At 65.6% G+C, this 22,618-nt stretch carries 22 protein-coding genes and 1 pseudogene; 15 read left to right on the plus strand and 8 right to left on the minus strand.

Going from position 1 to position 22,618, the window contains the following annotated elements; genetic code table 11:
* Positions 1 to 88: 88 nt before the first annotated feature.
* Genes ACPXYO_RS17025 through ACPXYO_RS17055 form a run of 7 tightly spaced genes read left to right on the plus strand, consistent with a single transcriptional unit; the run spans position 89 to position 7,738 of the window.
* A complete protein-coding gene (locus tag ACPXYO_RS17025; RefSeq protein WP_423923105.1) occupies positions 89 to 1,273 on the plus strand; it encodes a hypothetical protein in 1,185 nt (394 codons plus the stop codon).
* Between the two features lie 36 nt (positions 1,274 to 1,309).
* Positions 1,310 to 3,616 carry an SDR family NAD(P)-dependent oxidoreductase gene (locus ACPXYO_RS17030; RefSeq protein ID WP_423923107.1) on the plus strand — a complete coding sequence of 769 codons (2,307 nt, stop codon included), beginning with the start codon at positions 1,310 to 1,312 and terminating at the stop codon, positions 3,614 to 3,616.
* Entirely contained in the window at positions 3,613 to 4,536 is a 924-nt protein-coding gene (cysD, locus tag ACPXYO_RS17035) for a sulfate adenylyltransferase subunit CysD (protein WP_423923109.1), read from the plus strand. The genes ACPXYO_RS17030 and cysD overlap by 4 nt, the downstream gene beginning before the upstream one ends.
* The gene (cysN, locus tag ACPXYO_RS17040) at positions 4,536 to 6,425 is read left to right on the plus strand and encodes a sulfate adenylyltransferase subunit CysN (RefSeq protein WP_423923111.1); all 1,890 of its coding nucleotides are present in this window, start codon (positions 4,536 to 4,538) and stop codon (positions 6,423 to 6,425) included. Before cysD ends, cysN begins: the two co-directional genes overlap by 1 nt.
* Positions 6,422 to 7,105 (plus strand): adenylyl-sulfate kinase, encoded by a 684-nt coding sequence (gene cysC, locus ACPXYO_RS17045; protein WP_423923113.1) that lies wholly within the window; start codon positions 6,422 to 6,424, stop codon positions 7,103 to 7,105. The genes cysN and cysC overlap by 4 nt, the downstream gene beginning before the upstream one ends.
* Before the next feature lie 37 nt (positions 7,106 to 7,142).
* Complete coding sequence (locus tag ACPXYO_RS17050; protein WP_423923115.1) at positions 7,143 to 7,388, plus strand: hypothetical protein; 246 nt, start codon at positions 7,143 to 7,145, stop codon at positions 7,386 to 7,388.
* Positions 7,385 to 7,738: a hypothetical protein gene (locus tag ACPXYO_RS17055; protein ID WP_423923117.1), complete on the plus strand. Its 354-nt coding sequence runs from the start codon at positions 7,385 to 7,387 to the stop codon at positions 7,736 to 7,738. Before ACPXYO_RS17050 ends, ACPXYO_RS17055 begins: the two co-directional genes overlap by 4 nt.
* Before the next feature lie 99 nt (positions 7,739 to 7,837).
* On the opposite strand, the gene ACPXYO_RS17060 is transcribed toward ACPXYO_RS17055, so the two are convergent.
* Both ACPXYO_RS17060 and ACPXYO_RS17065 read right to left on the minus strand, forming a co-directional pair.
* Positions 7,838 to 8,311 carry a maleylpyruvate isomerase N-terminal domain-containing protein gene (locus tag ACPXYO_RS17060; RefSeq protein ID WP_423923119.1) on the minus strand — a complete coding sequence of 158 codons (474 nt, stop codon included), beginning with the start codon at positions 8,309 to 8,311 and terminating at the stop codon, positions 7,838 to 7,840.
* Complete coding sequence (locus ACPXYO_RS17065; protein ID WP_423923121.1) at positions 8,295 to 9,206, minus strand: isocitrate lyase/PEP mutase family protein; 912 nt, start codon at positions 9,204 to 9,206, stop codon at positions 8,295 to 8,297. The genes ACPXYO_RS17060 and ACPXYO_RS17065 overlap by 17 nt, the downstream gene beginning before the upstream one ends.
* A gap of 112 nt (positions 9,207 to 9,318) precedes the next feature.
* On the opposite strand from ACPXYO_RS17065, the gene ACPXYO_RS17070 reads away from it, so the two are divergent.
* The 5 genes from ACPXYO_RS17070 to ACPXYO_RS17090 all read left to right on the plus strand — a co-directional run bounded on the left by ACPXYO_RS17070 (position 9,319) and on the right by ACPXYO_RS17090 (position 14,789).
* On the plus strand, positions 9,319 to 9,726 hold the full coding sequence (locus ACPXYO_RS17070; protein WP_420623539.1) for an ester cyclase: 408 nt from the start codon (positions 9,319 to 9,321) through the stop codon (positions 9,724 to 9,726).
* A gap of 70 nt (positions 9,727 to 9,796) precedes the next feature.
* Complete coding sequence (locus ACPXYO_RS17075) at positions 9,797 to 11,806, plus strand: molybdopterin-containing oxidoreductase family protein (RefSeq protein ID WP_423923905.1); 2,010 nt, start codon at positions 9,797 to 9,799, stop codon at positions 11,804 to 11,806.
* A gap of 51 nt (positions 11,807 to 11,857) precedes the next feature.
* A complete protein-coding gene (locus tag ACPXYO_RS17080) occupies positions 11,858 to 13,216 on the plus strand; it encodes an LLM class flavin-dependent oxidoreductase (RefSeq protein WP_423923123.1) in 1,359 nt (452 codons plus the stop codon).
* Between the two features lie 54 nt (positions 13,217 to 13,270).
* Complete coding sequence (locus ACPXYO_RS17085) at positions 13,271 to 13,936, plus strand: maleylpyruvate isomerase N-terminal domain-containing protein (protein WP_423923125.1); 666 nt, start codon at positions 13,271 to 13,273, stop codon at positions 13,934 to 13,936.
* A 43-nt stretch (positions 13,937 to 13,979) separates the two neighbouring features.
* Positions 13,980 to 14,789: a D-2-hydroxyacid dehydrogenase gene (locus ACPXYO_RS17090; protein ID WP_423923127.1), complete on the plus strand. Its 810-nt coding sequence runs from the start codon at positions 13,980 to 13,982 to the stop codon at positions 14,787 to 14,789.
* A 681-nt stretch (positions 14,790 to 15,470) separates the two neighbouring features.
* Here ACPXYO_RS17090 and istB read toward each other — a convergent pair.
* On the minus strand, positions 15,471 to 16,235 hold the full coding sequence (gene istB, locus ACPXYO_RS17095) for an IS21-like element helper ATPase IstB (RefSeq protein ID WP_423916039.1): 765 nt from the start codon (positions 16,233 to 16,235) through the stop codon (positions 15,471 to 15,473).
* Positions 16,232 to 17,716 (minus strand): IS21 family transposase, encoded by a 1,485-nt coding sequence (gene istA / locus ACPXYO_RS17100; RefSeq protein ID WP_423918612.1) that lies wholly within the window; start codon positions 17,714 to 17,716, stop codon positions 16,232 to 16,234. The genes istB and istA overlap by 4 nt, the downstream gene beginning before the upstream one ends.
* Positions 17,717 to 18,047: 331 nt before the next feature.
* Here istA and ACPXYO_RS17105 point away from each other — a divergent pair, with 331 nt between their 5' ends.
* Positions 18,048 to 18,263 carry a hypothetical protein gene (locus tag ACPXYO_RS17105; protein WP_423923129.1) on the plus strand — a complete coding sequence of 72 codons (216 nt, stop codon included), beginning with the start codon at positions 18,048 to 18,050 and terminating at the stop codon, positions 18,261 to 18,263.
* A gap of 184 nt (positions 18,264 to 18,447) precedes the next feature.
* On the opposite strand, the gene udp is transcribed toward ACPXYO_RS17105, so the two are convergent.
* A complete protein-coding gene (udp, locus tag ACPXYO_RS17110) occupies positions 18,448 to 19,218 on the minus strand; it encodes a uridine phosphorylase (RefSeq protein WP_423923131.1) in 771 nt (256 codons plus the stop codon).
* Positions 19,219 to 19,234: 16 nt separating this feature from the next.
* Positions 19,235 to 20,467, minus strand: coding sequence for a Fic family protein (locus ACPXYO_RS17115; protein WP_423923133.1), 1,233 nt, complete (start codon positions 20,465 to 20,467; stop codon positions 19,235 to 19,237).
* Positions 20,468 to 20,801: 334 nt separating this feature from the next.
* Between ACPXYO_RS17115 and ACPXYO_RS17120 the strand changes: the two genes are divergently transcribed.
* A complete protein-coding gene (locus ACPXYO_RS17120) occupies positions 20,802 to 20,978 on the plus strand; it encodes a type II toxin-antitoxin system HicB family antitoxin (RefSeq protein ID WP_423923135.1) in 177 nt (58 codons plus the stop codon).
* On the plus strand, positions 20,975 to 21,184 hold the full coding sequence (locus tag ACPXYO_RS17125) for a type II toxin-antitoxin system HicA family toxin (RefSeq protein ID WP_423923137.1): 210 nt from the start codon (positions 20,975 to 20,977) through the stop codon (positions 21,182 to 21,184). The genes ACPXYO_RS17120 and ACPXYO_RS17125 overlap by 4 nt, the downstream gene beginning before the upstream one ends.
* Positions 21,185 to 21,195: 11 nt before the next feature.
* Here the strand turns inward: ACPXYO_RS17125 and ACPXYO_RS17130 are convergent.
* Positions 21,196 to 21,363, minus strand: a pseudogene (locus tag ACPXYO_RS17130) (oxidoreductase); the annotation flags it as partial.
* 228 nt (positions 21,364 to 21,591) lie between these two features.
* Positions 21,592 to 22,617, minus strand: a complete 1,026-nt coding sequence (locus tag ACPXYO_RS17135) for a beta-ketoacyl-[acyl-carrier-protein] synthase family protein (RefSeq protein ID WP_423923139.1) — start codon at positions 22,615 to 22,617, stop codon at positions 21,592 to 21,594.
* Between the last annotated feature and the right edge of the window lies 1 nt (position 22,618).

Genomic DNA, 22,618 nt, shown 5'->3' on the forward strand with positions numbered 1-22,618 from the left:
TGGTGACGAGGTAGCCATGTTCACGATGGAACAACAGCGGGCTGGGCGGGTGTTGCCGCCGGGCCGCTCGCGTCTGTAAGGGTGCGCCATGCGACGGTTCGCCATCAGTCTCCTTGCTGCGTTTCGAAGGGTCTCGGGGCTCGTGCGGAAGGTGCGTGGCAAGACGCACGACGATGTGGCCGCCCAGCGCGTCACGAGCGGCCAGTCGTGGAACGAGTTCTGCGACTCGTTGAAGGCGGCGGGAGCCGCGTTGAATTTCCCCGGCGCTCCTCGGGACCCTTTCAGCCAAGCTGAGGGATACCGGTACCTCAGCCGTCTCGCCCGCGCCGGTCTGACGGCGTTCGTCGAACACGCCGACCCCAACGCGCCCGAGCTGCATCGTGTTGTCGACGAGACCACGAAGCTAGGCGCGGACAATCCCGACAACTTCTATCTGACGGCCGCGCTGGACGGGAACTACGAGTACACGATCACCGGTCGGCGCAACAACATTGCCTACCTGAGTTTCGGAACCCAGTCCGGCAACTACGGCCAGGGCGGCGGTTTGCCCCCCACGGGATACATCGAATCCGACGAGATCGAGATGGACCCCGACGGGTGCTTCGAACTGGTGCTCAGCAGCACGCCACAGGGCACCAACTGGCTCCCGATGACGTCCGAGACCGGCACGCTGGTGGTCCGCCAGACGTTTGGGGACCGCACTACGGAAACCCCGGCAGATCTGACCATTGAGCGCATCAATTGTCCCCCCGACCAGCGCCGCCCCTCCCACCTGACGGCACGGGCTCTGGATGAGGGGTTGAAGAAAGCGGGGGCGCTGGTGATGGGCGCACCATTGCTGTTCGCCAAGTGGGCGCGTGACTTCTCCAAGCACAGCAATGAACTGCCGATGTTCGATCCGGACGTGTCACTGGCCGCCGGCGGGGATCCGAACATCACCTACTACCACAGCCATTGGGCACTGGCGCCCGACGAGGCGCTGCTCATCGAAGCCACGCCTCCCGAGTGCGAGCACTGGAACTTTCAGCTGAACAACTACTGGATGGAGTCGCTGGACTATCGCCATTTCACGATCCACACCAACAAGCATCTCGCCCACTGCGATGCCGACGGTTCGGTGCGCCTGATCGTGGCGCACAAAGACCCCGGCCTGCCGAACTGGATCGACACCGCAGGCCACACGTCCGGCACTATGTGCTTCCGGTGGGTGCGCGCCGCCGAGCACCCCCAACCGGGGTGCCGAGTGGTCAAGCTGAGCAGCCTGCAGGACTAGCCCAGTGGCAGCTCACTCCTGCAGCCGGAAGGTGTCGTGACTTCCACGGACTATGAGAACCCCTATCGTCCTGTCCCCATCAGGATGTTCAATCGGCTGGGCACGGCAGGTCTGCACTTCGGGCTCTCGGACCGCCTGGAAGTCGGCGCACTGCGTGAGGCTGCGCAACACAAGACCGGCTTGACGGACTTCGGCGACGACGGGCACCTGCGTGCCCTCGAGGTGCTCGTCACGTCAATCAACGACGAAGCCCGCCTGACCCCGACCGGCCGGCAGATACAGAAGTCGCGGCTCGTCGGGGCGCTGGTTCACCGGCTGCGGATCGAGGACCTGCTCAAGCGGCACCCCGAGATCGACGACATCGACCTCGGCACGATCATCCTGGTCACCGGATTGCAGCGCACCGGTACCACGTTGCTGCAGCGCCTGCTGAATTCCCATCCGGAGATTCGGGGCATCTCGGGCGCGGAAGCGCTGGTGCCGGTGTCGACTCACAATGAGACCGAACGCGCACAGCGGGCTCGCAGATGGCGTGCGGTGCTCGCCGAGAAGACGATTTCCTACCTGGCACCTGAGTTCATGGCGATCCATCCGGTCGGGCACGACCAGGCCGAAGAAGACGTCCTGCTGCTCGATCTGAACTTCATGAGTCAGTCAGCCGAAGCCATCATGTGTGTGCCGAGCTATTCCCGCTGGCTGGAAGAACAGGACCACACGCAGACCTACGAGTACTTCCGTCGGGTTCTGAAAGTGCTGTCGTGGCAGCGTCCCGGCAGCGCCTGGGTGCTCAAGACCCCCCATCACATGGAGTACCTCGACGTGTTTGGGAAGGTGTTCGACGGCGCGACAATCGTGCAGACCCACCGCGATCCCCGAGTGACGCTCGCTTCCTTTTGCAGCATGGTTGCCCATGGCCGCGGCATCTTCAGCGATTGGGTCAATCCGACCGAAATCGGGCAACACTGGTGCCACAAGACGCACAGGATGGTCCAACTGGCCATGCAGACCCGGGCCGAGTCGCCAGCCGGACAGTTCGTTGACGTCTCCTACTACGACCTGACGAACGACCCGATCGCCGAGGTCCGGCGGATCTGCGGGCTGGCGGGGATCGGTTTCGATGACGAAGCCGAGCGGGAAGCCGTGCAGTACATGGCGGCGAATCCGCAACACCGCTTCGGCAAGCATGCATACAAGCTCAGCGATTTCGGACTGAGCGAGCAGATCGTCGATGAAGCCTTCTCCTGCTACCGGGAGACATATGCAATCCCGTTCGAAGAGGCCTCGAGCCAGCCATCGAGCGCCAATCATCAATCGACCGGCGAGGCACCTTCTGGCATGACACAAGAGAAGCGAAAGTTCCCAGGCAGCGCCATCGTCAACGCCATGAGCGCGGCTCTCCGGGACCTCCGGGATTCGAAGAACCCTGACCTCAGTCCGGTCCCAGACGACGTGCGGATTGACGGCAAGACGTGCCTCGTGACCGGCGCCAACAGCGGAGTGGGTCGAGCTGCTGCTATTGATCTCGCACGGCGCGGCGGAAATATGATTCTGGCCTGCCGCCCTGGCCATGCCGGAATCTGCGACGAGATCAAGCGACAGTCTGGGTCCGAGACCGTGGAATTGGTCGAAGTGGACCTCGCCGATCTCCGCTCTGTGCATCGCTTCTGCGACCAGCTGCACGAGCGCGGCACCCGCCTCGACATTGCGGTCATGAATGCCGGCCTCTTGTCGCGCAGGTCGAGGCAGACCCCGCAGGGATACGAGGTCATGTTCGCGGTCAACTTCCTAGCGAAACGGGTGATGATCGACCGATGGCTCCAGGACGGCGTCATGCGCCCGTCGAGTCAGTCCGGTGAGGCCCCGCGGATCGTGTTCGTCTCATCGGAATCCCACCGGTCCTGCGACCCCATCGATTTCGATCGCTTCGGTGCCTACACCGAACACGGGATGACCGAAAGTCTGCAGCAATACGGCCAAAGCAAGCTGGCCCTCTGCACGTTCGCAACCGAGCTGTCCCGCCGCCTGAACCAGGGCGAGGGAATCGACGTCGCAGTACACGCGTTGTGCCCAGGAGGCGTGGCCACAGGTATCGCCAGAGAATCGCCGACACTGCTGAAGGCGATCATCAACCCGGTGCTGCGATTGTTCTTTCAGTCTCCCGAAGAGGCCATCGGACCGGTCGTGTACCTCTGCTGCGCTGAAGAAGCGGGCAGCTCCACAGGGATGTATCTGCACATGATGCACCGGAAGCAGGTGTCGCCCCCGGCATCGGATCCGGAAAACGGAACCAAGCTGTGGGATGCCAGCGAAGCCCTGGTGGCGAAGTCGAGCGAGCTCAGATGAGAGCCTCCGTGCCGGTCGAGCTGCGGCTGACCCATCTCCAGCAGCTGGAATCCGAGGCGATCCACATCATGCGCGAGGTGGTGGCCCAGCTCGAGCGACCGGTGATGCTGTATTCGATCGGCAAGGACTCGTCGGTTCTGCTGCACCTCGCCCGCAAGGCGTTCTTCCCCGGCAGGATCCCGTTCCCGCTCCTGCACCTCGACACGACGTGGAAGTTCTCCGAGATGATCTCGTTCCGGGACCGGATGGCGGATGAGATCGGGTTCGAGCTGATTGTGCACACGAACACCGATGGCGTGGCGCAGGGCATCAACCCGTTCGATCACGGGTCGAAGAACTACACCGACATCATGAAAACCCAGGCGCTCCGCCAGGCGCTGGACGCGGGCGGGTTCGACGCAGCGTTCGGGGGCGCTCGGCGTGACGAGGAGAAATCACGGGCCAAGGAGCGGGTGTTCAGCTTCCGCGATGCGCATCATCGCTGGGATCCGAAGAATCAACGTCCCGAGCTATGGCAGCTGTACAACGGGCGGGTCAAGGCGGGCGAGTCGATCCGGGTGTTCCCGTTGAGCAACTGGACCGAACTCGACGTGTGGCAGTACATCCAGGCCGAGAACATCCCCATCGTGCCGCTGTATTTCTCAGCGGAACGGCCGGTGGTGGAACGCGACGGCGTGCTGATCATGGTGGACGACGACCGGTTCGTCTTCAATGAAGGCGAGGTGCCGGACCTACGCTCGGTGCGATTCCGCACGCTTGGCTGCTACCCGTTGTCGGGTGCGATCGAATCAACGGCCACGACGCTGCCGGAGATCATCGGCGAGATGCTGCTCGCCACCCGCTCCGAACGCGAGGGTCGGGTGATCGACTACGACCAGTCGGGCTCCATGGAGGCGAAGAAGCGCGAGGGGTACTTCTGATGGCACCCCAGTCACACCAAAAGGACCTTCTGCGCTTCCTTACCTGCGGCAGCACCGATGACGGCAAGTCGACACTGATCGGTCGCCTGCTGGCTGACTCGAAGATGATCTACGAGGACGTGCTGGCCAGCCTTGAGGCCGACTCAGAGACTCAGGGCTCGGCTGGCAGCCGGGTCGACTTGGCGCTGCTCATGGACGGTCTGCGGGCCGAGCGGGAACAGGGCATCACGATCGACGTCGCTTACCGCTGCTTCTCCACGGCCCGGCGTACGTTCATCATCGCCGACACTCCGGGCCACGAGCAGTACACCCGCAACATGGCGACCGGCGCGTCGACCTGCCAGTTAGCGGTCATCCTCATCGACGCCCGCCACGGGATGCTGCCCCAGACCAAGCGCCACAGCTACGTCGCCAGCCTGCTCGGCATCCAACATGTCGTGGTGGCGGTCAACAAGATGGATCTCGTGGACTGGTCCGCGGACCGCTTGGCCGCGATTTGCGAGGACTTTCGAGCGTTCTCCAAGACGCTCGAGTTCGGCGAGCCGTACTTCTTGCCGACCTCCGCCCTGCTGGGCGACAACGTGGTCGACGCGGGCGACAACCTCGGCTGGTTCGACGGGCCGCCTCTCTTGGAATACCTCGAAACAGTGGACGTCGATGCCGGTGTAGATCTCGAGCACTTCCGCATGCCGGTGCAGATGGTCAGCCGGCCGAACCCTGACTTCCGCGGGTTCTCCGGCACTGTTGCTTCCGGGGCCATTCGGCCCGGCGATGAGGTCGTGGCCGTGCCGTCAGGGCTTGGCTCGACGGTGGAGCGGCTCGTGACCTTCGACGGCGACCTCGACGTTGCCGGGCCGGGTCGAGCGGTCACCGTCACCCTCGCCGATGAGATCGACATCAGCCGCGGCGACATGTTGGTGAGACGTGGCGATGAGCCGCTGCGTGCCCATGAGCTCGACGCGATGGTGGTGTGGATGGCCGAGGCCGAGATGGAACCCGGCAGCTCGTACCTGCTGCAGTCCGCTAACGGCATCTCGAACTGCACGATCCGCAGCCTGCGCCACCGCGTAGACATCAACACGCTCGGACACGAGCAAGCGCTGGCACTGGGACTCAACGACATCGGACGCTGCGTGGTCGCGTCGGACCGGGAGCTGCTGTTCGACTCTTACAGCAACAACCGCACGACCGGGTCGTTCGTGCTGGTCGATCGGCTCTCGAACGCAACCGTTGCCGCTGGCATGATCATCGGCGCGGCATCGGCGTGGGACCACACTCCAGACGCAGCGCTCGTACGGCAGATCTCGGAGATCAGCGACGCCGAGCGGGCCATCCGGTTCGGCCAGCAGCCCTGCACCATCCTGCTCACAGGTCTCACTGCCGCGGGCAAGTCCACTCTCGCCACCGCCCTCGAACGTGAGTTGTTCGACCGGGGCAGGGTGTCGATCCGCCTCGACGGCGAGAACGTCCGCATGGGCATTTCGCGGGATCTCGGCTTCAGCGCGCAGGAACGCTCCGAAAACCTCCGCCGGGTGTCGGAGGTCGCACGGCTCGTGAACGGACAAGGACTCATCGCGATCGCCGCACTGGTGGCGCCCAACAGCGAGGTTCGCCAACGCGCCCGTGACCTCGTCGGCGTCGGCCGCTACGTCGAGGTCTTCGTCGACACGCCCATCGAGGTCTGCCGGGAGCGTGATCCCCATGGCATCTACGCCATGGCCGACAGCGGCGAGATCCCCCAGTTTCCTGGCGTCTCGGCCCCCTACGACCGGCCCGCCGAAGCCGACCTGCGCGTCGACACCTCCACCCAGAGCGTGGCCGAATGCGTGGCGGCGATCGTGAGCGTGCTGACCGACCGCGGATTCCTTCGGGGGCCGAGCGCGCCATGAGCGAGCGCACGTTGAGCGAACCCGTCTCGCGCAACATCGTCCGCTCCGAAGGTCGGGTCAGCGGTGCCGACCGTCAAGCGCACTTCGGCCACCGCTCGGTGACGGTCTGGTTCACCGGGCTCTCCGGCAGCGGCAAGTCCACACTCGCCTTCGCCCTCGAAGAAGCGCTGCTCGAACGTGGTGTCGCTGCCTACGTGCTCGACGGCGACAACGTCCGTTTCGGGCTCAACCGCGACCTCGGCTTCTCGCCCGAGGACCGCACCGAGAACATCCGCCGCATCGGCGAGGTCTGCCGTCTCTTCCAGGATGCAGGAATCGTCGTGCTGACGGCCTTCATCTCGCCGTACATCGCCGACCGCGACCAAGTACGTGTAATCCACCCCGAAGGCACGTTCATCGAGGTCTACGTCGACACCCCGCTGGACGTCTGCGAAGCCCGCGACCCCAAGGGCCTCTACGCAAAGGCCAGAGCCGGCGAGATCCCCGACTTCAGCGGCATCTCCGCCCCCTACGAGCCGCCCCAGTCCCCCGAGATCATCATCGACACGACCCAGCCCCTCGACGACTGCATCGCCCAACTCCTCGCTGCCCTTCGCCGCGCACTGCTCGACGCCGTGCCCAAGAATGTTTGGGCAGATGCACGCGCCGGGTTCGGCGATCCTGAACTTGCTAGCGAGTGAAGTAGCCATACTTATATGGTTCAGCTACTATGCATGTATGGCCAGCAAGACAACCATCAACTTCGATGACGAGATGGAAGCAGCGTTAGGAGAGCTCGTGGCGCTCGACGGCACGAAGAAGCTGGCGATCAAGCGATCGCTTCTCGCCGAGGTCAAACGTCGCCGGCGCAGCCAGGCCATGCTGGACATGATTTCGTCCTGGGAAGCCCAGGAAGGACCGATCGACGCTGAGCACCTCGACTGGGCCGACCGGGTGCTCGACCGTCAAGGCGTCGAGCATTGATCATCGACGCAGGACCCTTCATCGTCGACGGCGAACGCCTGAATTCTCGTCTCTGGGCACTCATCAAGCGGGCAACCGAACGAGGCGAGGAGTTGCACACAACGCACCCAGTGCTCGCCCAAGTCTGGCGTGACCCTGCCCAGCAAGCCAATCTGGCCCGGGCGCTACGTCACTTCGACGCACATCCGCTCGACGAATCGGTCTCGGTCGGGCGCCGGTTAGCCGCGTCGCGTACTTCCGATGTCGTCGACGCGCACCTCGCCGTCGTCGCCGAGCGACTCGGCACGTTCATCCTCACAACCGACAGCGACGACATGACGTCGCTGAACGCCCGCTTCGAGGTCTATTGAGGGCGGCGGGTCGCTGCTAGTCCCAGGTGCCGAATTGGAAGGCTTCGCCAGGGAGTGCACGCCACTGGTGCCAGACCTCGGGGTCGCCGTCGGTGACGTCTATCCCCGTATGGGGTCGGCGGCGTCGAGAGCCTGCGCCGACGTCATGGAATGCTCGTGACCCAGAGCCGCCTCGACATCGAGGCGGTGCATGCCCAGCTCGGATGCCGCGTGCCAGGCCCACAGCCGTGCGGTGCCTTCCCCGCCGGTCATCGAGAAGTAGCAGCGCCGATCGGGATCGTCCACGAGACCGTCCACAGGCGAATGGGCCCACGCTGCGAGGTCTGCCATCGGAGCGCCGGCGGGCTTGCGGCCGCTCCGCTCGTATCCACGTTCCCGGGACTGAGGATCGTCCGGTGCCGAGCTGATCATCTCCTGCGATGCGATCCCGACGCGACCGATATGTGACGCTGCGTTGTACACCGTCCAGCCAGGGCAGTTCGGAACCGGCACCGCCTGCTCCTTGTCGCTGCGACCACAGATGTAGTCAATGGCGGACCGCGCCGCCACGATCCTCTCAGCGTGGTCCGTCACCGTCGGCTCCCAACGTTCGCACTCGTTCCTCGTAGTCAGCCCAGCCGACGAGCACCCGTGCTTCGTCGAACGTTGCCCGGGGCCCGCCGGCATCGCCGCTCGCCGCCAGGCTGCGCGCCGCACGTCCCATTGCCGCAATGCCGCCCAGCAGCAGCGACACCGGGTAGATCACGAGCGAATACCCGAGATCAGCGAGCGACGCAGGATCCAGCCACGGCGTTCGGCCGTCTTCCACGAGGTTGACGGTCTTGTGGCTTGGCACTTCGGCGCAGTAGCGCTCCATCTGCTCGAAGGTCTCGAGTGCCTCCACAAATGTGATGTCAGCACCCGCATCGGCAAACGCCGCAGCACGCCACAGCGCCTCGTCGAAACCATCGGTCGCACAGGCGTCGGTGCGCGCCATGATCAACGTGTCGAGCCCGTGTTCTTGCCGGGTGCGCACGCACGCCCGGATGCGCTGCACCGCCTCGCTGCGGTCCACCACTTCCTTGCCCACCGTGTGGCCGCAGCGTTTCGGCCACACTTGGTCCTCGATCATCACGCACGCCAGACCCGCTTGGGCACAGCCCAGCAGCGCCCGCTCCGCGTTGATCGGGTTGCCATAGCCGGTGTCGGCGTCGCCGATGATGGGCAGCGAGGTCGCAGCGCACACGCTGCGGGCCTGGTCGATCATCTCGCCATAGCTCAGCAGTCCGAGATCGGGCAGGCCCAGTCGAGCCGCCGCTACCGAAAAGCCTCCCAAGAACCCGGCCTGGAATCCCGCCTCTTCGAGCACCCTTGCGGAGAGGCCGTCGTAACACCCTGGGGCCTGCACGACAGAGCCCGTCTGGGCTGCTGTTTCCAGCAGCACGCGCAATCGCCCCGCACCACCGCCGCGGTTCGGGAACAGCGTCACTCTGGGTCGACTCCTCGGGCCGCGCGGCGCGACGTGGACATGGTTGCCGCAGTCTGACAGGCTTCGCTTGGGCGAGAACGCCTGCAACTGAGGGGGTCACAAGATGTCACAGATGAACGAAACAGCCGCCGCATTCTTCGACGCGTGCGAGAGCGGACAAGGCTGGGACGGGTGCTCCCAGTACTGCACCGACGATGCGACGTTCTCCGCACAGTCCGAAGCGATCGGCGACCTCACCGACCTCCGCTCCTACACCGAGTGGATGAAGGGCATCCTGACGATCCTCGAAGACGGCTCGTACGACCTGAAGTCGTTCGCGACCGACGAGGAGCGGGGCAGCGTCCTGGCCTATGCGGTGTTCAACGGCACCCACACGGGCGACGGCGGTCCGGTTCCGCCGACCGGGAAGGCAGCCAGCTCGGACTACGTGTACGACATGCGGTTCGAGGGCGACAAGATCGCTCACATGACCAAGATCTGGCACTCAGGCGTCGCACTGCAGCAGCTCGGCTGGGCATGAACTCCGACGCCAGCCCTACCACCAGATCCGCCGGGGTCGAGATGTGCCAGGAGACCAGATCGTGACGCCAATGCGGACGAACTGCCCACGTGACTGCTACGACAACTGCGGGATCGTGGTGCGCTCCGGCAAGGACGGTCGGGTCATCGTCCAAGGCGATCCCGATCATCCAGTCAGCCGAGGAACGCTGTGCACGAAGTGTGCAACGGCCTACAACGGCGTGTGGCAGGACCCCGAGGCCCGCCTCGCCACTCCGCTCCGCCGGGTCGGCCCGAAAGGCGAAGGTGTATTCGCACCCATCAGCTGGGAAGACGCTCTGGCCGAGACCGCGGAACGCACGCAGCAGATCGTCGACGAGCGCGGCCCCGCGGCCGTGCTCCACACCCACTACTCGGGAACGATGTCGATGCTGGCGTTCATGTTCCCGCTGCGGTTCTTTCACCGCTTGGGCGCGACCGAAGTAGAGCCGGATTCGATCTGCAATCTGGCCGGACATATCGCGTGGTCGTACATGTTCGGCACGTCCGTCGCTGGATTCGACCCGCGTACCGCGGTCGACTCATCGTGCATTCTCGTCTGGGGTGCCAACCCCTCTCACAGCGCCCCGCACATGGACCGGCACTGGCTGGGAGACTTCAACGGGTCCGTCGTCGTCGTGGATCCGATACGCACGGCGACCGCGGCCCGTGCCGATCTTCATCTCCAGCCTTACCCCGGCACCGACGCTGCACTGGCGTTTTCCATAGCGCACGAACTCGGCGCCATGGCGGCCTTCGACACCGAGTTCATCGCTGACCATGTCCAAGGCGTCACCGAAGTGCTCCCCGCCATCGAAACGTGCACGCCGGAATGGGGTGAGGAACAAACGGGTGTCCCGGCCGGTGACATCAGGCAGGCTGCCCGGCTCTATTCAGCCGGACCGGCGCTTCTGTGGGCCGGTCAAGGACTCCAACGTCAGCCCACGGGCGCAAATGTCATGCGCGCCGTCGGCTTGCTGCCGGCGCTGACTGGCAACATCGGCAAGCCCGGCGCAGGGATCAGCTACCTCAATGTTGCGGCGGCCATGCTCGGCGCGGACTTCGACGAGCTGTCCGGCACGTCACTGGCCCCAAACGGCGTTCCCAAGGTCAACCACATCGGCCTTGCAGCCAAGCTCGAAAACCCCGAACGATTCGGAGCGTTGTTCAGCTGGAACACAAACCCGGTCGCCTCGGCTGCCGAGCAGGACAGGCTCCGTGCTGCACTGTGCCGACAGGACCTGTTCACCGTCGTCGTGGACTGCTTTGCAACTGACACTGTCGACTATGCCGACATCGTGCTCCCCGCCGCGAGCTTCCTGGAATTCAACGACCTCACGTTCAGCTATATGTCACCGATCGTGGGAGCGCAACAAAAGGTCCGAGAGCCAATCGGCGAGGCGCTGCCGAATCAAGAGATCTTCCGCCGGCTCGCTGGGGCGATGGGCCTCGACGAACCAGAGCTCCACGAGACGGACGATGTGTTGATCCAGCGACTTCTCGACCAACTCGACCTCGGCCTCTCCTTTGCCGATCTGTCAGAGCGAGGCCACGTGTACCTGACCCGTGAGCCAGTCGATTTCTTCGCCGACCGAAGCTTCCGCACCCCGTCGGGCCGAATCGAAATCGCATCTGACGCTGCAACGGCGGCCGGCTTGCGGCGGGCTCCGGTTCCAACGGCTGACGCCCGTGAAGCCGACGGGATCTTCCGGCTGCTGTCGCCTGCCTCACAGTGGCGGCTCAACGACTCTCACGCCAACGACCGCACCATTGGCCGGCGAGCAGGTCCTGCAACCGTCACGATCCACCCTGCAGACGCGGCCGATCTCGGCATCGCCCACGGCGACCCGGTCCGAATGCAGAACAGTGCAGGCCAACTCGAGGTCAAGGCAAACGTGGAGAACGCTGCACCTCGTGGCGTTCTCGTCAGCTACAAGGGACGTTGGCCCAAACTGGAACCCAGCGGCTGCAACGTCAATGTCCTCCACGAGGCCATATCTTCCGACATCGAGGGCTGCAGCGCAGTGCACGGCACGCGGGTCACGCTTGAACCAGCGCATTGACGCCCTCGAATCCCGCTCGGTGACGGTCGCCGACGCGGATCACCTAGACCGATGAGTCGCGGCGAGATACATCTGAGCGCCTTCATCCAGGCGTCTCCGAATCATCAGATCAAGGGGATGTGGAAACACCCTGCGGACGAGACGTCGTGGGGGTACCGGACCCTGAGCTGGTGGCAGCATCTCGTGCGCACCCTGGAGCGGGGTTGCTTCGACGGGATCTTCTTCGCAGACGTGTTGGGCACCTACGACGTGTACGGGGCGAGTCGCGAGGCTGCCTTGCGTGGTGCGGTCCAGATTCCCGGCATCGACCCCACGCTGTTGATCCCCGCGTTGGCGGCGTGTACCGAGAACCTCGGTTTCGCAGTGACCATGTCGACCAGCCACCACGCTCCCTACCACACAGCCCGGCTGTTCTCGACTCTCGACCACCTCACCGCAGGCCGTGTCGGTTGGAACATCGTGACCTCGTACCTGTCCGATGCGCAACGTCAAGGACTCGGCGAGATCCTGCCCCACGACGCTCGCTACGACCGGGCCGACGAGTACGTCGATGTCTGCCTGAAGCTGTGGGAACAGAGCTGGGAAGACGGCGCGATCGTCCTCGATGCCGAGGCCGACACCTTCACCGACCCGGCGAAGGTGCACGAGATCAATCATTCCGGTGATTGGTTCACGGTCGAAGGCCCCCACATGGTCGAACCCTCCCCTCAGCGCACACCAGTGCTGTATCAGGCGGGGAACTCGGCGCGCGGTATCGAGTTCGCAGCGGACACGGGAGAGGTCGTCTTCATGTCTGTGCCAGGCAACGAGCGGGGTGCCGCCGTTGTGGCATCGCTGCGCGAACGTGCCGTAGCAGTCGGTCGCGATCCTGATCAGATCAGGGCCCTGCAAGTGGCGCGGGTGGTGGTGGCAGAGACCGATGCCGAGGCCCGGGCGATGCGCGACGAGTGGTCGCGGTTGTTCTCCGTGGACGGCTACCTCGCTCTCTACGGTGGCTGGACGGGCATCGACTTGGGCGGTCACCCGCCCGACACACCGATCGATGACATCGAGGCGAACGCGATCCGGACCCAGGTCGAGCGCTGGAAGCTGGAAGACCCCGACAGGACCTGGACCGTCGGCGACGTCGCCCGACGGCTTTCGGAGACTGCCGGCGGGCTGGGGTTCGTGGGTTCGCCGACCACGGTTGCCGATCAGATGGAGACCTTCATGGAGACCACCGGCGTAGACGGGTTCAACGTGACAACGGCGCCCGTTCCCTGGGGGTTCACCCAGGTGGTCGACTGCCTGGTGCCCGAGCTCCAACGGCGTGGCCGATTCCGCACCAGCTACGAGGGCACGACATTCCGGGAGAATTTCTTCGGCGCCGGCCAACGCCACCTGCACCCCACCTACCCCCGCCTGCGCTGAGGGGGGCGACACCGACGCCAACGGACCATCCATGAAACGAATCGAGATCAGCCCATGACGCCCGCCGCCAACCCGTCGATCGACTCAGCCCGCGTCCGGGCCCTCGTCGTGGAAGCCGTCACCCAAGCAGCCGAACTTCTGGCCGCCCCATCCACAGCCGAGCAATGGGACCAGCCTTCGGCCCTCGAAGGCATGACGGTCGGAGCACTCTGCGCCCACCTCGTACGCGCCGCCGGCGCCACTATCGCCTACCTCGACCGCACCCCGCCCGACCGGCGCCCTGACGCCGACCTCCTCACCGCGGTCACCTACTTCCACGCAGCAGTCGACTCCCCCATCCACGACCAGATCAAGGACGTCTCCGCCGCCGAATCGGCCATCGGCCACGAGGCCACTGTGGAGAAATGCCGCCAGCTGGCCGCCGATCTGGAAACACGACTGGCCGCTGAACCCACCGACCGCCTCGTGGCCGCACTGGGAGGCCGACTCCTCACCCTCGACGACTTCTGCCGCACCAGACTGATCGAGGTCCTCCTCCATCTCGACGACCTCGCCGTCAGCACCGGCCAGACCCGCCCAGCCACGGATCCGCTCGGCCCAGCGATCATCATCGAGATCTGCATGAACATCGCCCGAGACCGCAACGGCGACTGGGGCGTCCTCTACGCCCTGACCCGGGCAGAACGCTCCAGCGACACCGCAGTCTTCCCCGTCTTCTAACCCCCATCCCACGACGCAACCGCCCGCTCCAGGGAGACTTGACATGAGTTCGACCGCCAAGTTCGTGTTGATGGCTCAGCCCTCGGCGCCAGCCATCCCGCACTCGGAGGTACTCGAGAGGTGGGCGACCGAACTCGCCGCCCACGCCGTCGTCGTCACCAACATGCGCGGCGTCTACAACGACCACATCGCCACCCACGTGATGTCGTTCCTGCTCGCCTTCGCCCGCGGGCTGCCGCAGTACGCACACGACCAGCGCGACCGGGAGTACCGGCGTGGGGTTGCGCCGGTCCTGCACCTTGCGGACTCGACCCTGTTGTTCATCGGTGCCGGCGGCGTCGCCCACCAAGCAGCTCGGTACCTGCAGCTATGGGGGCCGAGGGTCGTGGCCGTCGACGCCCGCCCCGAGACCACCTCCGGTGGAGCCATCGATGCCGTGTTCGGGGCCGACGATCTCGAGGATCAGCTTCCGCTGGCCGATGCGGTCGTGATGACCGTTCCCCACACCACCGACAGCGAGGGGATGCTGGGCCGGCGTCAGTTCGAGCTGATGAAGCCCACGGCGGTGTTCATCAACATCGGCCGCGGCATGACCGTCGTGCTCGACGACCTCGTCGACGCGCTGGACGTCGGCGAGCTTGCCGGCGCCGGCCTCGACGTCTTCGACCAAGAACCGCTGCCGCCCGACCACGGGATCTGGACGCTGCCCAACGTGCTCATAACACCGCACGTTGCGATGGTCTGCCCCGACATCGACCAGCGCCGCTTCCAGCTCGTCGCCGGCAACTGCCGCCGCCTGCTTGCCGGCGAGCCGCTCCAGTACGTCGTCGCCGACAAGATCCTCGGCTTCTGACCATTGCTCGCAACCTGGGTCGATCAATTCCCTCGACTGCACAGTTCCGTCGCGCAATGCTCGCGGCGCGAATGAAGCCTTCGAGCGGCCATTCCATCGACGCCCTCCCCCACGATGACCGGGACGCCGCCTGTGTGCCCACCATCCCCCGACACGAACCCGAACAATCCCGTACCGGGCGGCTTGCTCGGTACGACCTACCTCGTCTACGTCGATGATTCGGGAGATGAGACCCAGGATCTCCTCACTGCCCTGGCGATCCCCGTGGCGGTGTGGGCAGACACACTGCAAGCCTGGAAGAAGTTCCGCCTCTGGGTTGCGAAGCAGTTTGACATCCCGACCAGCACCGAGCTGCATGCGTTAGACCTCGGAACCAACTCGAACGCAGGACGGGGCGAGCTGCCTCCGTTCGAACCGGGCGATCGAAACCAGATCACGCGCTCCGCCTTCAGCACGATCCGGTCGATCGCAGAACTGCGAGTCCTGACTGTGTTCGCGCCAGTTGCGGAGGGATCGGGGAAGCTCTACCCGCAGCTCGTCGACTTTCTCGAGGAGTTCTGTGTGTTCCACGAGTCACACGCCTGTCAAGGGCCAGTGGGATCTGCCCAGTGGCGGACAGCAGGACTGCCCGTTGGTGGCCAACAGAACTGCCCGGTGGTGGCCAGGTGTTCTGCCCGTGGGTCAGTTGGTCAGTGGCGTCACCCCCTTGCCGGCGGTGGCTTGGGTGAGGCGGATGCTGTCGCCGGCGGTCATGACGACGTGGGCGTGGTGGAGCAGCCGGTCGACGGTGGCGTTGGCGATGGTCTTGGGCATGAGTTCGTCGAACCCGGCGGGGTGAAGGTTGCTCGACAGGGCGATGGAGCGTTTCTCGTAAGCGGCGTCGACGACCCGGTAGAGCGCCTCGGCGGTCTCGGTGGTGACTGGGAGCAGGCCGATGTCGTCGATCACGATGACGTCGGAGCGCATGATCCGCCGGATGGCCTTGGCGGCGGTGTCGTCGGCGCTGTGGCGGCGCACGAGCGCGCCGAGGTGCTCGAGACTGAACCAGGACACCTTGTGGCCGGCATCGACGGCGGCCTGGCCGAGCGCTTCAAGGAAGTGCGTCTTGCCTGTGCCTGATGGTCCGCACACGACGAGGTTCTCGTGGCGGTGGATCCACTCCAGGGTGCGTAGCGCCCGCTGGGTCGGCGCCGGGATCGAGCTGACGGTTCCGTCCCAGATGTCGAAGGTCTTGCCGGTGGGGAACCCGGCCGCTTTGCGCCGGGCCCGGATTGAGGATGCTTGGCGGCCGGCGAGCTCCTCGGCCAGCAGTGCCCTCATTGCTTCGGCCGGTTCCCAGCGTTGTGCCTTGGCGGTGGCCAACAGGTCCGGTGCTGCGGCGCGCATGTGGGGTAGGCGCAGGGCGCGGAGCAAGTCGACGACCTCGTCGATCGGCGCTGGGTTCATCGGTCGCCTCCGAGGCGACCCCAAGCGGCGGTGCCGGGCTGCAGCGAGTGCGCGTCATCGGCGCGCCGGGGTTGTCCGGGCGGGTCAGCAGCCAGGATCGAGGCCAGGTCGCCGTCTGCGAAGCGGCCGAACATCGCGGAGTGGCCGAGCGCCCAATCAACGCGGACCTGGCCGTGGAGGCGGGCAAGGGTGACGGCTTGGGCCATCTTGACCTTCATGCGGGTCGTGCCCGCGGCGGCTGCTTCAACGAGCCAGGTGCGGGCGCCGTCTCCGATGGCGAGGAACTCGGTCTCGGCCGCGCTCGTCGGCTTCGGACGCCGCGCCAGTGGCCCAGCCGGGCGTGGCGGGTAGTGGGCGTCGTCGATCATCGGATGCCCGGGTGTCGAACTCTGGTGGCGGGCGACCTCGATTGGGCCTGACGGTGCGCAGTGGGTGACGACGACCTGGTCACCGTCGACGCGCACCCACACCGTCTCATCGGCGAGGGTGTGCGGGACCGAGTAGGTCACGCCGCCGAAGCTGACCGTGGAGCTCCAAGAGACTTTCCGGGTCTCCCCGAGCGCTGCCGTGTATGGGCGTTCGGGCAGCGCGTGCAGCCGGTGCCGTTCCTCGGTGAGCATCTCCACCGGCGCCCGCCGGGTCACCCGATGGACCCGCTCGTTCACCTCAGCGGTGAACGCCTCGCAGGCCTCGACCAGCTCGGCCCAACTGGCGTAGTCGCCGCGCAGGTTCGCGTCGGTTGGCACCAAGTCGGCCTTGGCGACCCGCACCGTCGCCTCGCTGCCGCCTTTGGATTCAGGGTCCGCCGGCACACACGTCGCGACCGTCACGCCGTAGTGGCCGCCGACCGCAACGATCTCCGGATGGCGCACGGCGATCCCGGCGACGTGGTCGATCGTGACCGTGCGCTCGTTGTCGGTGAGCCAATACGTCGCAGCGCCGCCAAAGGCTCGCATCGCCCGATCCACACAGGCGATCACCGTGGGCAGGGTGCGGTCCCAGGTCGCGATCACCACCCGGAACCTCGACCACGCCAGCCACGCGCAAAACAGATTCGTCCGCCGCCCGGCGATGACCGGGCCCGCGCCCCAGTCCCACTGCGCCCACATGCCCGGCTCGGGGATCCACGGCCGATACACCCGCCGCCGACCCGCCCGGAAGCTCTTCTTGGCCTCCGCCACTGCTCGGCGCACCGTGCGATCCGAACCCTCGAACCCCAACGCTTTCAGCTTGGCGTGGCAACGATCGGCGCGGATCTTGCCACAGGAGCGCTCCACCCACTCCTCGATCTTCGGCAGCCACGGATCGATGATCCGTTTCCGCCGCACCGGGCCCACACCCCCCAGCCGACCCTCGTCGCGCTCAGCCACATACGCGGCGACGGTGTGATGCGAACAACCGGCCAGCTCGCCGGCATCCCGGAACGACCCAGTCAGGTCGAACGCTTCCAACATGTTCATGATTTCCTCGCGAGACTTCACTTGCTCCTCCTGCTCGATGGTCACGGTTGTGGTGACCGGCTATTCGAGTAGGAGGAGCACCCCGCCGCGGTGCACCCCGACGGGAAATGGACTTCAACGCGGGCAGTTCTGTTGGCCGCCGCTGGGCAGAACCGTCGGCCGCCAGCGGGCAGCTACATGGCCGCCACTGGGCAGGATCTCATGGCCGCCGACACACGCCGTTACCTGGTACGACGGCACAGCAGAGAATCTGGCTCAATTTACTCGAGCCGTTCACAGAGCTCTCCCGTACTCGCGCCGGGTGCTCGAAGATCCAAGGGGCTATGACAGCTCCGAGAGTCATCTGATACAGATGACCGACTTCATCGCCTACTCGGCGCACCATGCGGTGCTTAACGACCGTGGCATCGGGCCGGCAGACTCATTCTTACGCGAGCGTGCGTACTCCACTTTGTTGCCCGCAGGCAACGCCCCAGGTCACGTCTGGCCTGGAGATATCGATGTCGACGGCCTCCCGTGCTTCGCACAGCGGCTCGGCATTCGCGACTATCCCCCAACAGCACGATGAGCCCCCAATGAAGGGGGCTCTCGCAAGCCACTCTCGTGACTCAGACCATCAATACGAGCACTTAGTGCTCTGATGACCTCGGCACACACGATACACGAAGTATCGACAAAAGTGCGAGCCCTTTAGGTTGCCAGCTTCTGGGGGCTTGGCCGACCGCTTCGTCGGCTGAGGGCCCCGCCTCAGTTCAGGAGGGGAGCAGGCGGCGGGCGGCTTCGACGACCACCCCGACCGCCCGCTCCTCGGTGGCAGCGACGCGGGCCTCGTCGACGACGGCCTCGGACTCGGTCCGCTGAGCGATCACCCCGGCGACGCACCCGGCCCGCCAGCCGTTGGCTGCGCACATCGTGAACAGGGTGGCCGACTCCATCTCGTAGTTGAGCACGCCAATGCGACGCCACTCCGCCAGGCTGCCCCGCAGCCACCCGACGACCTCGGCGGCCATGGTGTCGTAGCGCTCCTGGCCGGGGTAGAACGTGTCGCTCGACGCCGTGATCCCGACCCGATGGGCAGCGTCGAGGGCGACCGCGGCATCGACCAGGGCCCGGGTGCACTCGAACGAGGAGGCGGCCGGGTACTCCATCGGAGCGAAGTGCCGGCTCGCCCCGTCGAGGCGGACCGCGGCCTGGGTGATGACCAGGTGACCGATCAGCAGATCAGGCTGGATCGATCCGGTGGTGCCGACCCGCAGGAACGTCCGCACGCCGAGTTGGGCCAGCTCCTCGACCGCGACCGAGGTCGACGGCCCGCCGACGCCGGTCGAGCAGATCACCACCGGCTGACCGTCGATCGACGCTCGATAGCTCGTGAACTCCCGGTTCGAGGCCAAGTGCGCGGGCTCGGCCATCGTTTCGGCGATCCTCCCGACCCGGGCAGGGTCGCCCGGCACGATGGCAAGCGAGGCGCCGCCGAGATCGGCGGCGCTCACACCCAGGTGCATCACCCGCTCGTCACTCATCACCCGACCCTATTTCTCAGCCGTTGGTGCCGGTGCGCTCGAGGGTGTCGATGAGGCGTCGGGGGATAGTGTCGATTGCGTCGATGACTTCGTGGGCGACCCAGACGCGGGATCGGCCGGCGCGATGATCGCTGAGCCGCAAGATGCCAGCGTCGGCGAGCTGGTGCAGGATCTGCGAGGCGCGGCCCGGTGTCACCTTGTAGGCGGCTTGGATCTCGCCGGCGGTAATGGCTGGCGTTCCCAGCAGCCCGTCGAGAATCTGCGAGACAGCGGACCCCTGGCGGGTGCGGACACGCTCGCGGTAGTCGCCGGCGATGCCGGCGATGCGGTCCACGAGGCGGACAGCGGCGTGCGCACCGTCGGTGACCGCTGTGGCAAAGACGGTGATCCAGTCGTCGAGGTCGCCCCGGCGGTATGCGGTCAGGCCGCCGACATATCCGTTCGGGTTGTGCAGCAATCCGTGCGCGACCGGCACCGGCGCTGTCGCCGCAGCGGGCCTGGGGTCAAGCAGCCGGTGGATGAGCAGCCGTCCGATGCGGCCGTTGCCATCGACGTAGGGGTGGATCGTCTCGAACTGGGCGTGCGCGATGGCAGCGTGCGCGACCGGGTGCACGTCGCTGCGGGCAGCGAAACGCACCAGGTCGTCCATCAGCGCGGGAACTCGGTCCCACGGCGGGCCTTCGAAGTCTGCGCTTTGGCGGCTCTCACCGATCCACACTGCACAGTCCCGCCACGCGCCGAGGTGTCGCTGCTCTATTTCGGGATCCGCCGCGAGCAAGCTGCTGTGGCGACGGTGGAACCAGTCCTCAGTCAGATCCTCGGATCCACGTTGGGCGCTCAGCGCGACGGTGACGTTCGCAGCGACCAGCTCCGTCGCGACCGGGTAGGGGCTCCGGTCGGGATCGTCGTCTCCGAGATCGGCGAGCGCGACTGCCAGCGCTTCGCTGGATGTCGTGATGTGCTCGATCTGCGAGGAGGCGACTGCGTCGGCTCGAATGAGCACGGCGCTCAGGTGGCCGAGTACCCCGGTCGTCTCGGCGGCGCGGTCGCGCAGCTCGCTGACCGTCCGCGTCGCCTCGGCAAGCGCCTCGCCCGTGGCCGGCTCGAGCGCGGGGATCGCAAGACCCGCAACAAGGGCGGGCACGGTCCGTTCAACTGTGATGGTACGCGAGCTCTCGTCGTCCCACGACCGCCACAGCTCGTTCTCCACGGTCGCGGTCTGCAGCTGGGCTGCTGGCCATCGGGACACTGGCCGCCTCCACGCTTCAACACCGACACGGCATATGTAAGGTTAGCAGCACTTACCTAATATTCAAGAGCAAGAGTTTAGGTTGGCGGAGTATGACTCTTCAATTAGGCGAGCTCGTCGCGATCAGGCACTCCAGCCGCCGTCGACGTGGATTGTCTGCCCGGTGATGCTGGCACTCCCTGCGAAGGCCGACCGAGCCGAGCAGCGATGGGGAACAGCGCCGATGCGGGAACTACCCTCGCCGTTACGCGAGCGGCCTTCTTGGGGATCGCCAATGTCGAAGACGTACACATTGCCTTACACGCTCAAGGCCCCCTCAGAGGAAATCTAGCACATGTATCTGGCTGAAGTGCCTGTACTGCCGGGGTGCCGTGCGTGGGGCGAAACCGCCGAAGAAGCGCTGCACAACCTCGACGGTGTCGCGGCAGACTTCATCGCGTCGTACAACCAACATGGCGACGAACTGCCTCAGTCCATTGCCGCTGCTGGCGAACTCGTCATCGCGGTGTGACCTATCGGGAACTGAACCGGAAACTGAATTCACTCGGCTGCGAGTTCGATCGCCAGTCGCGAGGTTCGCATGAGATCTGGCGCAACCCGGCTACAGGAACTCGAACCACGATCCCCAACTGGGGTCGGCGGGATTTGCGCATCGGAACGGTCCGGGCGATCGTGCGAGATCGTGGACTGGACAAGACAGCCTTTGATCGAGCCTGACTGCGCCGAGTTGAGTCTCCATCACGATGATCGGTGGGGGCGGCGAACACCTCAAGCCCCTCCCGAGCCAGTGATGCGGCTGCGTCGTGGAGCCGGTCGCCGTCGAGATCGGCCATGACCGCGGCCGATCCCAACTCGGCGAAGTTGCCAACGGTCGCCAGGCCAAGACCGCTGGCTCCTCCGGTGACGGTGGTTCGCCGCTACTCAAGGTCGGCAGAAATCATGAGTCTTCCCTCAGAACCGGTCGGTTGTGACGCGCCTGGGGCGGCCGCTCGCCCGTACGGTCGGACAGTCAGCCAACCAAGATCGCCCATCTGCACAGCAGCCGATTCTCCTTCGTGAGCGAATCGGTTCGGCACTGACATCGAAACCGGCACATCAACGCAGCGAGTCATGCAGGGGTGACGTCATGCGGTTCCTCTTTCAGGTGCGTGGGCATGGCAGATGTCGCCGGTGGCGTTGTTCAGGCGTAGCGGCGCAGCAGCATTGATGAGTTCTGACCGCCGAACCCGAAGGCGTTGATCTGAACGATGGCGGCGTCGAGCTTGGCGGGCTCGGTGATCACGATGCGGAACTCGGCAGCAGGTTCGACACTGCGGGTTCCGGCGGTATTGGGAAGGGTGGTAGGCGTCGGCGAGGGTGGCGTGGCCACCGAAATCTGCGAAGACGTGCGCACCGCGAGTGCGGGCGTGTTGCTCGGATTCGAGCACAACTGCGGCGCTGCCGTCGCCGGTGACGATGCCTTGGCGGTCGATGTCGAACGGGATCATGGCGCGTCGCGGATCGCGGCCTTGGGCACTCATCCCGTAGCGGGCATGGGCGTCGTACCACACGGGGCAGAAGCTGCCCTCCATCGTGCCGTCCCAGGAGGGCAGCCCTCCCTCGGTCGCGCCGACCAACGCGACATCCACCTCACCAAGCTGGATCATCCCGGCGGCCAGCCCGATCGCATCGACCGACGACGCGCACGCAGTGGTGACGGTCAGCTGGGGCCCGTGCAGCCCGTAGCGCATGGCGAGCTGCGAAGCGGCCATGTTCGGAAGCACCTGAATCATCATCTTGCGATCGAACTCACCGCTGCGCTCGAGATCGTGCTGGCCCTTCATGAGCGCCCGAAGCCCGCCCATGCTGCTGCCGTGGACGATCGCCGTACGTCGGGTCGGGAGCTCGTCGATTCCCGACTCGTTCACGGACTGCTCCGTGGCGGCGATCGCGAACTGCGCGAACAGGTCCGTCCCCTCCACCACCTTCGGGCTCAGCCAGTCGAGCGGGTCGAAGTCGGTGACGCACGCCCACCAACCGAAGCTCTCGTCGTTCGACCAGGGCGCAGGCGCGATCCCCACCACATTCGTGTCAAGCGAGGTGAGGAACGTGTCGACGTCGCTGCCGATGGGCGACACGACGCCCCGGCCGGTGATCACTACTCGGTGCATG

Origin of the sequence: Candidatus Poriferisodalis sp. (genome assembly GCF_965237655.1) — a bacterium.
Lineage (GTDB): Bacteria > Actinomycetota > Acidimicrobiia > Acidimicrobiales > Poriferisodalaceae > Poriferisodalis.

What these genes read in the sequence shown, in the direction of transcription:
- ACPXYO_RS17025 (WP_423923105.1), top strand. Translation starts at nt 89, where the DNA reads ATGCGACGGTTCGCCATCAGTCTCCTTGCTGCGTTTCGAAGGGTCTCG.
- cysD (WP_423923109.1), top strand. Translation starts at nt 3,613, where the DNA reads ATGAGAGCCTCCGTGCCGGTCGAGCTGCGGCTGACCCATCTCCAGCAG.
- cysN (WP_423923111.1), top strand. Translation starts at nt 4,536, where the DNA reads ATGGCACCCCAGTCACACCAAAAGGACCTTCTGCGCTTCCTTACCTGC.
- cysC (WP_423923113.1), top strand. Translation starts at nt 6,422, where the DNA reads ATGAGCGAGCGCACGTTGAGCGAACCCGTCTCGCGCAACATCGTCCGC.
- ACPXYO_RS17050 (WP_423923115.1), top strand. Translation starts at nt 7,143, where the DNA reads ATGGCCAGCAAGACAACCATCAACTTCGATGACGAGATGGAAGCAGCG.
- ACPXYO_RS17070 (WP_420623539.1), top strand. Translation starts at nt 9,319, where the DNA reads ATGAACGAAACAGCCGCCGCATTCTTCGACGCGTGCGAGAGCGGACAA.
- ACPXYO_RS17075 (WP_423923905.1), top strand. Translation starts at nt 9,797, where the DNA reads ATGCGGACGAACTGCCCACGTGACTGCTACGACAACTGCGGGATCGTG.
- ACPXYO_RS17080 (WP_423923123.1), top strand. Translation starts at nt 11,858, where the DNA reads ATGAGTCGCGGCGAGATACATCTGAGCGCCTTCATCCAGGCGTCTCCG.
- ACPXYO_RS17085 (WP_423923125.1), top strand. Translation starts at nt 13,271, where the DNA reads ATGACGCCCGCCGCCAACCCGTCGATCGACTCAGCCCGCGTCCGGGCC.
- ACPXYO_RS17090 (WP_423923127.1), top strand. Translation starts at nt 13,980, where the DNA reads ATGAGTTCGACCGCCAAGTTCGTGTTGATGGCTCAGCCCTCGGCGCCA.
- istB (WP_423916039.1), bottom strand. Translation starts at nt 16,235, where the DNA reads ATGAACCCAGCGCCGATCGACGAGGTCGTCGACTTGCTCCGCGCCCTG.
- ACPXYO_RS17105 (WP_423923129.1), top strand. Translation starts at nt 18,048, where the DNA reads ATGACCGACTTCATCGCCTACTCGGCGCACCATGCGGTGCTTAACGAC.
- udp (WP_423923131.1), bottom strand. Translation starts at nt 19,218, where the DNA reads ATGAGTGACGAGCGGGTGATGCACCTGGGTGTGAGCGCCGCCGATCTC.
- ACPXYO_RS17120 (WP_423923135.1), top strand. Translation starts at nt 20,802, where the DNA reads ATGTATCTGGCTGAAGTGCCTGTACTGCCGGGGTGCCGTGCGTGGGGC.
- ACPXYO_RS17135 (WP_423923139.1), bottom strand. Translation starts at nt 22,617, where the DNA reads ATGCACCGAGTAGTGATCACCGGCCGGGGCGTCGTGTCGCCCATCGGC.